This is a genomic window from Citrobacter sp. Cpo089, assembly GCF_030332695.1.
Taxonomy (GTDB): Bacteria; Pseudomonadota; Gammaproteobacteria; order Enterobacterales; family Enterobacteriaceae; genus Citrobacter; species Citrobacter portucalensis.
In genome coordinates, this window is the sequence record NZ_JAOWHJ010000038.1 from 57,190 (window position 1) to 69,956 (window position 12,767).

General features: G+C 54.4%; 15 protein-coding genes. 13 read left to right on the forward strand and 2 right to left on the reverse strand.

All coding sequences use genetic code 11. The features are described 5' to 3' along the window. Positions 1-12: 12 nt before the first annotated feature. Genes eutC through eutR form a run of 4 tightly spaced genes read left to right on the forward strand, consistent with a single transcriptional unit; the run spans position 13 to position 3,221 of the window. Positions 13-909 (forward strand): ethanolamine ammonia-lyase subunit EutC, encoded by an 897-nt coding sequence (eutC, locus tag OGX92_RS06255; protein WP_008785418.1) that lies wholly within the window; start codon positions 13-15, stop codon positions 907-909. A 9-nt stretch (positions 910-918) separates the two neighbouring features. After that, positions 919-1,578 carry an ethanolamine utilization microcompartment protein EutL gene (eutL, locus tag OGX92_RS06260; protein ID WP_286586333.1) on the forward strand — a complete coding sequence of 220 codons (660 nt, stop codon included), beginning with the start codon at positions 919-921 and terminating at the stop codon, positions 1,576-1,578. Between the two features lie 11 nt (positions 1,579-1,589). Further along, complete coding sequence (eutK, locus tag OGX92_RS06265) at positions 1,590-2,120, forward strand: ethanolamine utilization microcompartment protein EutK (protein ID WP_003835033.1); 531 nt, start codon at positions 1,590-1,592, stop codon at positions 2,118-2,120. A 48-nt stretch (positions 2,121-2,168) separates the two neighbouring features. Beyond that, positions 2,169-3,221 (forward strand): HTH-type transcriptional regulator EutR, encoded by a 1,053-nt coding sequence (gene eutR / locus OGX92_RS06270; protein ID WP_003835032.1) that lies wholly within the window; start codon positions 2,169-2,171, stop codon positions 3,219-3,221. A 95-nt stretch (positions 3,222-3,316) separates the two neighbouring features. Here the strand turns inward: eutR and hemF are convergent, their stop codons facing one another. Beyond that, a complete protein-coding gene (hemF, locus tag OGX92_RS06275; protein WP_048224960.1) occupies positions 3,317-4,216 on the reverse strand; it encodes an oxygen-dependent coproporphyrinogen oxidase in 900 nt (299 codons plus the stop codon). 2 nt (positions 4,217-4,218) lie between these two features. Then, positions 4,219-5,088, reverse strand: coding sequence for an N-acetylmuramoyl-L-alanine amidase AmiA (amiA, locus tag OGX92_RS06280; RefSeq protein WP_003038046.1), 870 nt, complete (start codon positions 5,086-5,088; stop codon positions 4,219-4,221). Positions 5,089-5,301: 213 nt separating this feature from the next. Between amiA and OGX92_RS06285 the strand changes: the two genes are divergently transcribed. The 9 genes from OGX92_RS06285 (at position 5,302) to cysA (ending at position 12,725) form a co-directional block, all read left to right on the forward strand. Beyond that, positions 5,302-5,727 carry a GNAT family acetyltransferase gene (locus tag OGX92_RS06285; RefSeq protein WP_003038048.1) on the forward strand — a complete coding sequence of 142 codons (426 nt, stop codon included), beginning with the start codon at positions 5,302-5,304 and terminating at the stop codon, positions 5,725-5,727. Next, a complete protein-coding gene (locus OGX92_RS06290; RefSeq protein ID WP_003835027.1) occupies positions 5,714-6,163 on the forward strand; it encodes a DUF2919 domain-containing protein in 450 nt (149 codons plus the stop codon). Before OGX92_RS06285 ends, OGX92_RS06290 begins: the two co-directional genes overlap by 14 nt. A 59-nt stretch (positions 6,164-6,222) precedes the next feature. Continuing rightward, entirely contained in the window at positions 6,223-6,798 is a 576-nt protein-coding gene (locus OGX92_RS06295; RefSeq protein ID WP_003835025.1) for an RpoE-regulated lipoprotein, read from the forward strand. Positions 6,799-6,891: 93 nt separating this feature from the next. Beyond that, on the forward strand, positions 6,892-7,791 hold the full coding sequence (gene yfeX, locus OGX92_RS06300) for a porphyrinogen peroxidase (RefSeq protein ID WP_003835022.1): 900 nt from the start codon (positions 6,892-6,894) through the stop codon (positions 7,789-7,791). Between the two features lie 172 nt (positions 7,792-7,963). After that, positions 7,964-8,755, forward strand: coding sequence for an SDR family oxidoreductase UcpA (ucpA, locus tag OGX92_RS06305; protein WP_003835020.1), 792 nt, complete (start codon positions 7,964-7,966; stop codon positions 8,753-8,755). A 157-nt stretch (positions 8,756-8,912) separates the two neighbouring features. Next, positions 8,913-9,929 carry a sulfate ABC transporter substrate-binding protein gene (locus OGX92_RS06310; RefSeq protein WP_286586334.1) on the forward strand — a complete coding sequence of 339 codons (1,017 nt, stop codon included), beginning with the start codon at positions 8,913-8,915 and terminating at the stop codon, positions 9,927-9,929. Then, positions 9,930-10,763 (forward strand): sulfate/thiosulfate ABC transporter permease CysT, encoded by an 834-nt coding sequence (gene cysT / locus OGX92_RS06315; RefSeq protein ID WP_003038061.1) that lies wholly within the window; start codon positions 9,930-9,932, stop codon positions 10,761-10,763. Further along, positions 10,763-11,638 (forward strand): sulfate/thiosulfate ABC transporter permease CysW, encoded by an 876-nt coding sequence (gene cysW / locus OGX92_RS06320; protein WP_003038064.1) that lies wholly within the window; start codon positions 10,763-10,765, stop codon positions 11,636-11,638. The genes cysT and cysW overlap by 1 nt, the downstream gene beginning before the upstream one ends. Next, positions 11,628-12,725, forward strand: coding sequence for a sulfate/thiosulfate ABC transporter ATP-binding protein CysA (gene cysA, locus OGX92_RS06325; protein ID WP_003038066.1), 1,098 nt, complete (start codon positions 11,628-11,630; stop codon positions 12,723-12,725). Before cysW ends, cysA begins: the two co-directional genes overlap by 11 nt. The last annotated feature ends 42 nt before the right edge of the window (positions 12,726-12,767 follow it).

Sequence of the window (12,767 nt, forward strand, 5' to 3'; positions counted from 1 at the left end):
GGATGACACACGATGGATCAAAAACAGATTGAAGAAATTGTACGCAGCGTAATGGCGTCAATGGGTGAGTCTCAACCGCAGGCTCAAGAACCGTCAGCACCAGCAAAATGCAGCACCACGCAGTGCGCCGCGCCGACCGGTGAAAGCTGCGCGATGGACTTAGGCTCAGCCGAAGCCAAAGCATGGATTGGCGTAGAGAATCCGCACCGTGCAGAGGTGTTGACTGAACTTCGCCGTAGCACCGCTGCGCGTGTATGTACCGGTCGTGCCGGTCCTCGTCCGCGTACCCAGGCGCTGCTGCGTTTCCTGGCTGACCACTCACGTTCGAAAGATACGGTATTGAAAGAAGTGCCGGAAGAGTGGGTAAAAGCCCAGGGGCTGCTGGAAGTGCGCTCGGAAATCAGCGACAAAAACCTGTATCTGACGCGTCCGGACATGGGGCGTCGTCTGAGTGCGGAAGCCATTGAAGCACTGAAATCACAGTGTGTAATGAATCCGGATGTGCAGGTGATTATTTCTGATGGCCTGTCTACCGACGCGATTACCGCCAACTACGAAGAGATCCTGCCGCCGCTGTTGTCGGGCTTAAAACAGGCTGGATTGAAAGTCGGGACGCCGTTCTTTGTTCGCTATGGGCGCGTGAAAATCGAAGATCAGATCGGCGAACTGCTGGGTGCAAAAGCGGTAATCCTGCTGGTTGGTGAACGTCCGGGCCTCGGTCAGTCGGAAAGTCTTTCTTGCTACGCCGTCTATTCGCCGCGTGTGGCAACCACCGTTGAGGCTGACCGTACCTGCATCTCGAACATTCACCAGGGCGGTACGCCTCCGGTTGAAGCGGCAGCAGTAATTGTGGATTTGGCCAAGCGCATGCTGGAGCAAAAAGCATCCGGCATCAATATGACCCGTTAAGGAGGCATCATGCCAGCATTAGATTTGATTAGACCTTCAGTCACCGCGGTGCGCGTGATTGCCTCGGTTAATGACGGTTTTGCCCGCGAACTTAAGTTGCCGCCACATATACGTAGCCTCGGACTCATCACAGCAGATTCTGATGACGTGGCGTATATTGCCGCAGACGAAGCGACAAAACAGGCAATGGTCGAAGTGGTTTATGGCCGCTCGCTGTATGCCGGTGCGGCGCACAGTCCTTCTCCAACATCGGGCGAAGTGCTGATTATGCTCGGTGGACCAAACCCGGCCGAAGTTCGCGCGGGTCTGGACGCGATGGTGGCCAATATTGAAAGCGGGGCGGCATTCCAGTGGGCGAATGACGCAGAAGATACCGCCTTCCTGGCGCATGTGGTTTCGCGTACCGGTTCGTATCTCTCCGCAACCGCGGGATGCCGACTGGGTGATCCGATGGCGTATCTGGTAGCTCCGCCGCTGGAAGCGACATTTGGTATTGATGCCGCGCTGAAATCTGCCGATGTACAACTGGTGACCTATGTACCACCGCCGTCAGAAACTAACTATTCAGCCGCGTTTTTGACCGGTAGCCAGGCCGCTTGTAAAGCCGCATGTAACGCCTTTACCGATGCCGTTCTGGATATTGCCCGTAATCCAATCCAGCGCGCGTAAGAGAGGTAGTGATGATCAATGCACTGGGATTACTGGAAGTGGATGGCATGGTGGCTGCCGTGGACGCGGCCGATGCCATGCTGAAAGCCGCGAACGTGCGTCTGCTTAGCCACGAAGTGCTCGATCCTGGTCGGCTGACGCTGGTGGTGGAAGGCGATCTGGCGGCATGCCGCGCAGCGCTGGATGCTGGCAGTGCAGCCGCAGCGCGTACGGGCCGTGTTATCAGCCGTAAGGAAATAGGCCGGCCGGACGATGACACCCAGTGGCTGATCGGCGGTTTTAAACGCCAGCCGAAGAAACCTGAACAGAAGCCAGAAGCGAAAACAGAAGTGAAACCAGAGAAGACACAGGACGCCCCAGTGACGTCTGAATCCTCTGCCCAACTTCTGACGCTGTTAGCATCGGTCCGTCAAGGAATGACGGCAGGGGAAGTGGCTGCCCACTTTGGCTGGTCACTTGATGAAGCCAGAAATGCGCTGGAACAGCTCTTTTCTGATGGAGCGTTGCGTAAACGCAGTAGTCGCTACCGCTTAAAAAATTAACTTGTCGGAGGGCCGGGGGCTTCGTTGAAGCTTCCGGCTTAAAAGATCATGAAAAAGAACCGTACTGCAAACTTGCACCATCTTTATCATGAAGTATTACCCGAAGACGTTAAACTGACGCCGAAAGTGGAAGTGGACAACGTTCACCAACGGCGAACAACGGATGTGTATGAGCATGCGCTGACGATTACCGCCTGGCAGCAGATCTACGACCAGTTGCATCCGGGAAAATTTCATGGCGAGTTCACGGAAATCCTGCTCGATGATATTCAGGTGTTCCGTGAATACACCGGACTGGCGCTGCGTCAGTCGTGCCTTGTCTGGCCAAACTCATTTTGGTTTGGCATTCCGGCCACGCGCGGCGAGCAGGGATTTATTGGTACCCAGTGTTTGGGTAGCGCTGAAATTGCCACCCGCCCAGGCGGGACGGAGTTTGAACTGAGTACGCCGGATGATTACACCATTTTGGGTGTCGTCATTTCGGAAGAGGCCATTGCTCGTCAGGCCAACTTCCTGCATAACCCGGAAAGGGTGTTGCATATGCTGCGCAATCAGTCGGCGCTGGAAGTTAAAGAACAACACAAAGCCGCGCTATGGGGCTTTGTGCAGCAGGCGCTGGCGACGTTTAGTGAGAATCCTGAAAACCTTCACCAACCCGCGGTGCGTAAAGTGTTGGGGGATAACCTGCTGCTGGCGATGGGCACCATGCTGGAAGAAGCGCAGCCGATTATGACTGCGGAGAGCATCAGCCATCAGAGTTATCGTCGCTTGCTGTCGCGTGCGCGCGAATATGTGCTGGAAAATATGTCAGAGCCGCTGACCGTGCTCGACTTATGCAATCAACTGCACGTTAGCCGCCGGACGTTGCAAAACGCCTTTCACGCGATCCTCGGTATTGGCCCGAATGCATGGTTGAAACGTATTCGCCTGAACGCCGTGCGCCGTGAGTTGATAAGCCCATGGTCGCAGAGTGCGACGGTGAAAGACGCCGCCATGCAGTGGGGATTCTGGCATTTAGGGCAATTTGCCACCGACTACCAGCAGCTGTTTGCGGAGAAACCATCGTTGACGCTGCATCAGCGTATGCGCCAGTGGGCATGATGAGACTATTGTGCCGGATGCGACGCTAACGCGTCTTATCCGGCCTACGGGGTTGCCGTTGTTGTAGGCCTGATAAGCGTAGCGCCATCAGGCAATTACACCCAGTCGCGGACCTGAATAAACTCGCTAAGGGCAGCTTCCGGGCTGTTTGCTTCCGGCTGCCAGTCATACTCCCAGCGTACCAGCGGCGGCATCGACATCAGAATCGATTCCGTGCGCCCGCCGGTTTGCAAACCGAACAACGTGCCGCGATCCCACACCAGATTAAATTCCACATAGCGCCCACGACGATAAAGCTGGAAATTACGCTCGCGCTCGCCCCAGCTCATCATTTTGCGGCGTTCGACGATGGGCAGATACGCCTCGGTGTAACCTTGACCTACTGCCTGCATAAAAGCGAAGCAGTGGTCGAAATCTGGGGTATTCAAATCATCGAAAAACAGCCCGCCAATGCCGCGCTGCTCGTTGCGGTGCTTGAGGAAGAAGTAGTCATCGCACCACTTTTTGTAACGTGGATAAACGTCATCGCCAAACGGCTGGCACAGATCCCGCGCCGTGCGATGCCAGTGAACCGCATCCTCATCAAAGCCGTAGTAGGGCGTTAAGTCAAAGCCGCCGCCAAACCACCACACGGGATCGGCCCCCGGTTTTTCCGCGATAAAAAACCGTACGTTGGCATGGCTGGTTGGAATGTAGGGATTCTGCGGGTGCACCACCAGCGAGACGCCCATCGCTTCAAAGCTGCGCCCGGCAAGCTCCGGGCGATGCGCGGTAGCTGAGGCCGGCATAGCATCGCCGTGGACGTGAGAGAAATTAACGCCTGCTTGCTCGAAAATACCGCCGTTACGCAACACCCGACTGCGCCCGCCGCCGCCCGCTTCGCGTTGCCAGTTATCCTCAACAAATTCGCTGCCGTCTACGGTGGATAACTGCTGACAAATCTCATCCTGCAGGCTGAGCAGGAACTGTTTTACGCGCTGTGCATCGGGCTTCATGGTTAACGTTTCTTCGAGTGGGCTTTCTGGTTATCAAACCAGTGGAAATAGCTGATGATGCCATTGGCGATAGCGGTGGCGATTTTCTGACGAAACGCCGCCGTACCCAGCAATCGTTCTTCTTCCGGGTTGGTGATGAACGAGGTTTCGACCAGGACCGACGGAATCGAAGGTGATTTTAGCACCACGAAGGCGGCCTGTTCCGTGCTGCGACTGTGCAGACGGTGTACCGGCTTGATCTTCTTAAGAATATGCGAGCCTAACGTCAGGCTGTTTTTTATGGTGTCAGTTTGCACCAGATCGAACAGCACCTGCTGCAACAAATGATCTTTGTCAGTGGCCTTCTTTCCGGCGACTTCATCGGCCCGGTTTTCACGATCGGACAGATATTTCGCCATGGCGCTACTGGCGCCGCGATTGGATAAGGCAAAGACCGAAGCACCTGCAGCGCTCGGATTGGTAAAACCGTCGGCGTGGATCGACATGAACAGATCGGCACCATGCTTGTGGGCGATCTCGACGCGATCGTAGAGCGGAATAAACGTATCGCCGGAGCGGGTCAGGCGAGCATCAATCCCCTGGTTGCGTAGGATCGAGCGCACGTTTTTGGCAATAGCTAACACAACGTGCTTTTCTTTCGAGCCGTTGCGACCAATTGCGCCGGTATCAATCCCTCCGTGCCCCGGATCAAGGACAACAACGCGCTTAGCACCGGATTTTTTCGCTTTCGGTTTGCTGTGTCCATTGCTGGTCTTTAGCGCTTCTTCTTTAGCGATGGCTTGTGACATGCCTGACAGCGTCAGGGCGGCCAGCCCGGCTTTCAGCACCTGACGGCGCGATGTGAGTGTTTTTAGTGGTTTAAAAGTGCTCATACGGCCTGAGTTGTAAAAAAAAAGGTTCTAAACGTTATATCGTATCGCGTAGTCCGTTGCGACGGATCGAGATAAGAATTGTTTTACTTTTCATTTCAATACGTGACAATTCCGTATTATGCCATTTTTTCCGCCGCTTCGCGTCAGATATTGGCTAAATCAGCCGTTCGCGCCATAATCGCTTTTTAACGTCCTGAAAAGGTACCCCATACCATGGAAATACGCGTTTTTCGCCAGGAAGATTTCGAAGAGGTGATTACCCTCTGGGAGCGTTGTGATTTGCTGCGTCCATGGAACGACCCCGAAATGGACATCGAACGTAAAGTCAATCATGACGTCAGCTTGTTCCTCGTTGCTGAAGTGAACGGCGAGGTGGTCGGCACGGTGATGGGCGGATACGACGGGCATCGCGGTTCCGCCTATTACCTGGGCGTGCATCCTGAGTTTCGCGGACGCGGTATTGCCAATGCGCTGCTCAACCGGCTGGAGAAAAAGCTCATTGCCCGCGGTTGTCCGAAGATTCAAATCATGGTGCGTGACGATAACGACGTCGTACAGGGCATGTATGAACGTCTGGGCTATGAACATGCGGATGTACTCAATCTGGGCAAGCGTTTGATCGAAGATGAAGAGTACTGAGTTTCATCCGGCCGACTATGATGGTCATGGGCGTCTGCGCCTGCCTTTTCTCTTCTGGTGCGTACTGCTGTTGCAGGCACGCACCTGGGTTTTGTTTGTGATTGCCGGTTCTTCCCGTGAGCAGGGCAACACCTTGCTGAATCTGTTTTATCCCGATCATGACGCATTCTGGCTGGGGTTGCTTCCCGGCGTTCCCGCCGTGTTGGCGTTTTTACTCAGCGGGCGACGCTTTGCGTTTCCGGTGATCTGGCGCTGGCTGCGCGGATTATTGATTCTCGCTCAACTAGTGCTGCTGTGCTGGCAGCCGGTGATGTGGCTGGCAGGAGATCCGCTCAATGGCGTCGGACTGGCGCTGCTGGTGGCGGATATTGTCGCGCTGATCTGGCTGTTAACCAATCAACGTCTGCGCGCCTGTTTTTCCCTTGAGAAAGAATAACGGCACTTTTTGGGGAAACCGGACTCCAAGCAACGTTGATAAATAAGGAAGGAAGTGAAATGAAATCACTGCGTTTGACTTTATGCGCGATGCCGCTGCTACTGGCCGGGTGTTCAACGTTGTCCTCGGTGAACTGGTCTGCCGCCAATCCGTGGAACTGGTTTGGTTCTTCAACGCAGGTCACAGAGCAGGGCGTCGGAGCGTTAACGGGCGCTACGCCGCTGGATGAAAAAGCCATTGCTGATGCGCTGGACGGTGATTACCGCCTGCGTAGCGGAATGAAGACCGATAACGGTAATGTGGTGCGCTTCTATGAAGCGATGAAAGACGACAAGCTGGCGATAGTCATCAACGGCAGCCAGGGAACCATCAGTCGTATTGATATATTAGATCACGATATTTCGTCAGCCGCGGGTGTCGAAATCGGTACACCGTTTAGCGACCTTTACACTAAAGCTTTCGGTAATTGCCAAAAAGCAACCGGCGATGACAGCGCGGGCGTTGAGTGTAAAGCTGAGGGAAGTCAACATATTAGCTATATTTTTTCCGGTGAATGGAGCGGGCCTGAGGATATAATGCCGTCTGACGACACGCTGAAAGCGTGGAAAGTAAGCAAAATTATCTGGCGGCGTTAATTTGCGTCTGAACAAATCGGCTTGTTAAAAAAACAGGTAGAATAGCGCCCATCAATGCCACGATGTCGTGGCATCTTTTTTTCAGGAGGAACAATGTCTCAGGTTCAGAGTGGCATTTTGCCAGAACATTGCCGTGCGGCGATTTGGATTGAAGCCAATGTTAAAGGCGACGTTGATGCCCTGCGTGCGGCCAGCAAAACCTTCGCCGATAAGCTGGCGACCTTTGAAGCTAAGTTCCCGGATGCGCATCTGGGCGCGGTTGTCGCTTTTGGCAACAACACCTGGCGTGCATTGAGCGGCGGCGTCGGTGCTGAAGAGTTAAAAGACTTTATCCCTTACGGTAAAGGTCTGGCACCAGCAACCCAATATGACGTGTTGATCCATATTCTCTCTTTGCGTCATGACGTGAATTTCTCCGTTGCGCAGGCGGCAATGGAAGCATTTGGCGACTGTATTGAAGTCAAAGAAGAAATCCACGGTTTCCGTTGGGTCGAAGAGCGCGATCTCAGCGGCTTTGTTGACGGTACGGAAAATCCGGCAGGCGAAGAAACGCGCCGTGAAGTTGCCGTTATCAAAGATGGCGTGGATGCCGGTGGCAGCTATGTGTTTGTACAGCGTTGGGAACATAACCTGAAGCAGCTTAATCGCATGAGCATCCATGACCAGGAAATGATGATTGGTCGCACCAAGGAAGCCAACGAAGAGATCGACGGTGATGACCGTCCGGTGACCTCTCACCTGAGCCGTGTTGACCTCAAAGAAGACGGTAAAGGGCTGAAAATTGTGCGCCAGAGCCTGCCATACGGTACTGCCAGCGGCACGCATGGTCTCTATTTCTGCGCCTACTGCGCTCGTCTGCACAACATTGAACAACAATTGCTGAGCATGTTTGGTGACACTGACGGTAAGCGTGATGCGATGCTGCGCTTCACCAAACCGGTAACCGGCGGCTATTACTTTGCACCGTCGCTGGACCGTTTAATGGCGCTGTAATGGTGAGCTGATCCTGTTATCGGCCACGAAATAGACATCCCCGCATCGTCGGGGATTTTTTTTACCTGAGATTAACCTGATTTAGTGAGCTATTCCTCAGCACTAATTTGTTATTGCTGTATCTTCTGCGTGAATGAAGCGAAGGCTTCATATTCAAAAGGAGAATATTGAAATGGGAAAACTCACGGGCAAAACAGCATTGATTACGGGCGCATCTCAGGGTATTGGCGAGGGTATCGCCAGAACGTTTGCCCGCCATGGTGCGAACTTAATCCTGCTGGATATCTCCGATGAGATTGAAAAACTGGCGGATGAGTTGGCTGGGCGTGGGCACCGTTGCACAGCCGTTCACGCTGACGTCAGAGATTTTGCGTCGGTCAAGGAAGCGGTGACGCGCGCGAAGCAGATTGAAGGCAAAATCGATATTCTGGTGAACAATGCCGGCGTATGCCGCCTCGGCAACTTCCTTGATATGAGCGATGAAGATCGCGATTTTCACATTGATATCAACATTAAAGGCGTCTGGAACGTGACGAAAGCCGTTCTGCCGGAGATGATTGCGCGCAAAGATGGGCGCATCGTGATGATGTCATCGGTGACCGGCGATATGGTTGCTGACCCGGGCGAAACGGCCTACGCGCTGTCGAAAGCCGCGATCATCGGTTTGACCAAATCCCTGGCGGTAGAATATGCGCAGTCCGGCATTCGCGTGAATGCCATTTGCCCTGGCTACGTTCGTACGCCGATGGCGGAAAGCATTGCGCGTCAGTCTAACCCGGAAGATCCTGAATCCGTTTTAGTCGAAATGGCTAAAGCGATCCCGATGCGTCGTCTGGCCTGCCCGCTTGAGGTCGGTGAACTGGCGGCGTTCCTGGCATCGGATGAGTCCAGTTATTTAACTGGCACGCAAAACGTGATTGATGGCGGCAGCACTTTGCCTGAAAGCGTAAGCGTCGGCGTCTGATTGATGCCGGTCTCCTCCCCATGTGTTGGGGAGGAGATACCCCTTATTCTCTTTTCAACTTTCAAATCATCAAACGGTATATAAAACCGTTACTCCTTTAGCACTGGTTATAAATATGATGACCATAAGAAAGTCATTTAATTTATAAGGGTGCGCAATGGCCGTTAACTTATTGAAAAAAAGAACACTGACGCTGGCAGCCATGCTGTTGCTGGTGGGGCAGGCGCAGGCAACGGAACTGCTGAACAGTTCATACGATGTTTCCCGCGAGCTGTTTGCCGCCCTTAATCCGCCGTTTGAACAGCAATGGGCGAAGGATAATGGCGGCGACAAACTGACGATTAAACAATCTCATGCCGGGTCATCAAAACAGGCGTTGGCGATTTTGCAGGGGCTGAAAGCTGACGTCGTGACCTATAACCAGGTGACCGACGTGCAGATCCTGCATGACAAAGGCAAGCTGATCCCTGCCGACTGGCAAAGCCGCCTGCCGAATAACAGTTCGCCATTCTATTCCACCATGGCGTTTTTGGTGCGTAAGGGCAACCCGAAGAAAATCCATGAATGGAACGATCTGGTTCGCCCGGACGTGAAGCTGATTTTCCCGAACCCGAAAACCTCCGGTAACGCACGCTATACCTATCTGGCAGCGTGGGGCGCGGCAGATAAAGCGGACGGTGGGGATAAAGCTAAAACCGAACAGTTCATGACCCAGTTTCTGAAAAACGTGGAAGTATTTGATACCGGCGGTCGTGGTGCAACTACCACCTTCGTGGAGCGCGGTCTGGGCGACGTACTGATTACCTTTGAATCGGAAGTGAACAATATCCGTAAACAGTATGAAGACCAGGGCTTCGAAGTGGTGGTGCCGAAGGTCAACATTCTGGCGGAGTTCCCGGTGGCCTGGGTAGATAAAAATGTGCAGGCCAACGGTACTGAAAAAGCGGCGAAAGCTTACCTGAACTGGCTGTACAGCCCGCAGGCGCAAACCATCATTACCGATTTCTACTACCGCGTGAATAACCCACAGGTAATGGACAAGCTGAAAGATAAATTCCCGCAGACCGAATTGTTCCGTGTGGAAGATAAGTTTGGCTCGTGGCCTGAAGTGATGAAAACACACTTTGTCAGCGGCGGTGAGCTGGACAAACTGCTGGCGGCGGGGCGTAAGTAAATGTTTGCTGTTTCTTCCCGACGCGTGCTGCCCGGCTTCACTTTGAGCCTGGGCACCAGCTTACTGTTTGTCTGCCTGATATTGCTGCTGCCGCTGAGCGCGCTGGTGATGCAACTGGCGCAAATGAGCTGGGCGCAATACTGGGATGTGATTACCAATCCGCAGGTGGTGGCGGCTTATAAAGTGACGCTGCTGTCGGCGTTTGTGGCGTCGATTTTTAACGGCGTGTTCGGTTTGCTGATGGCGTGGATATTAACCCGCTATCGCTTTCCGGGCCGTACGCTGTTGGATGCGCTGATGGACCTGCCGTTTGCACTGCCTACGGCGGTGGCAGGTCTAACGCTGGCGTCACTGTTTTCTGTTAATGGCTTCTACGGCGAGTGGCTGGCGAAGCTGGATATCAAGGTGACCTACACCTGGCTCGGTATCGCGGTAGCGATGGCCTTTACCAGCATTCCGTTTGTGGTGCGTACTGTGCAACCAGTACTGGAAGAGTTAGGCCCGGAATATGAAGAAGCAGCTGAAACACTCGGTGCTACGCGCTGGCAAAGTTTCCGTAAAGTAGTGCTGCCGGAGCTGTCTCCCGCGCTGGTGGCGGGCGTTGCGCTGTCGTTTACCCGCAGCCTCGGTGAGTTTGGCGCGGTTATTTTTATCGCCGGAAACATCGCATGGAAGACGGAAGTGACCTCGCTGATGATTTTTGTTCGCTTGCAGGAGTTTGACTACCCGGCCGCCAGCGCGATTGCTTCTGTGATCCTCGGGGCTTCGTTGTTGCTGCTGTTTTCAATTAACACTCTGCAAAGTCGCTTTGGTCGACGTGTGGTAGGTCACTGATGGCAGACATTACCCAATTGAAACGCTATGGCGCACCCCGCATCAACTGGGGGAAATGGTTCCTGATCGGCACGGGCATGCTGGTCTCCGCGTTTATTTTGCTGGTGCCGATGATTTACATCTTCGTGCAGGCGTTCAGCAAGGGATTAATGCCGGTATTACAGAATCTGGCGGACCCGGACATGCTGCATGCCATCTGGCTGACGGTGCTGATTGCGCTGATTGCGGTGCCGGTGAACCTGGTGTTTGGCGTGTTGCTGGCCTGGCTGGTGACCCGCTTTAACTTCCCCGGACGCCAACTATTGCTGACGTTGCTGGATATTCCATTTGCTGTCTCGCCGGTGGTTGCCGGCCTGGTCTATCTGCTGTTTTACGGCTCTAACGGCCCGCTTGGCGGATGGCTGGATGAGCATAACCTGCAAATTATGTTTGCCTGGCCGGGGATGGTGCTGGTGACAGTGTTCGTGACCTGTCCGTTTGTGGTGCGTGAGCTGGTGCCGGTGATGTTAAGCCAGGGTAGCAATGAAGATGAAGCGGCTGTGCTGCTTGGCGCGTCCGGCTGGCAGATGTTCCGCCGCGTGACGCTGCCGAATATCCGTTGGGCATTGCTGTACGGTGTGGTGTTGACCAACGCCCGTGCGATTGGTGAGTTTGGCGCGGTGTCAGTGGTTTCCGGCTCGATTCGCGGCGAAACCTTATCGCTGCCGCTACAGATTGAATTACTGGAGCAGGACTACAACACGGTCGGCTCCTTTACCGCCGCGGCGCTATTAACGCTGATGGCGATTATTACCCTGTTTTTGAAGAGCATGTTGCAATGGCGTCTGGAGAACCAGGAGAAACGCGCGCAGCAGGAGGAAAATCATGAGCATTGAGATTGCCAATATTAAGAAGTCTTTTGGTCGCACCCAGGTGCTGAACGATATCTCGCTGGATATTCCTTCAGGTCAGATGGTTGCGCTGCTGGGGCCGTCTGGCTCGGGCAAAACCACGCTGCTGCGCATTATTGCCGGGCTGGAGCATCAGTCCAGCGGGCATATCCGTTTTCACGGTACCGACGTTAGCCGATTGCACGCCCGCGACCGTAAGGTGGGGTTCGTGTTCCAGCACTATGCGCTGTTTCGTCATATGACCGTTTTCGACAATATCGCGTTTGGTCTGACGGTCCTGCCACGGCGTGAGCGCCCGAATGCGGCGGCCATCAAAGCAAAAGTGACCAAACTGCTGGAAATGGTTCAACTGGCTCATCTGGCGGACCGTTTTCCGGCACAGCTCTCCGGCGGCCAAAAACAGCGCGTGGCGTTGGCGCGTGCGCTGGCGGTAGAGCCGCAGATCCTGCTGCTCGACGAGCCGTTTGGCGCGCTTGATGCGCAGGTGCGTAAAGAACTGCGTCGCTGGCTGCGCCAGCTGCATGAAGAGCTGAAGTTTACCAGCGTGTTTGTGACCCACGACCAGGAAGAAGCAACGGAAGTCGCAGACCGCGTGGTGGTGATGAGCCAGGGGCATATCGAACAGGCTGATGCGCCAGATCAGGTATGGCGCGAACCGGCTACCCGTTTTGTTCTGGAATTTATGGGTGAGGTTAACCGCCTGCAGGGGACGATTCGCGGTGGGCAATTCCACGTGGGCGCACACCGCTGGCCGCTGGGTTATACGCCAGGCTATCAGGGACCGGTGGATTTGTTCCTGCGTCCGTGGGAAGTGGACGTGAGCCGTCGTACCAGCCTGGATTCGCCGTTGCCGGTACAGGTGCTGGAAGCCAGCCCGAAAGGACACTACACCCAATTAGTTGTGCAACCCCTGGGGTGGTACAACGAGCCGCTGACGGTCATCATGCAGGGCGATGATTCCCCAAGCCGCGGCGAACGTTTGTTTGTCGGGCTGCAAAATGCGCGTCTGTATAACGGCGACCAGCGTATTGAAACGCGGGAAGAGGAACTTGCCCTGGCGCAAAGCGCCTGATAGGTTAATTCGTATAGTTATCATCCGGTGGCGCTGTGCTTA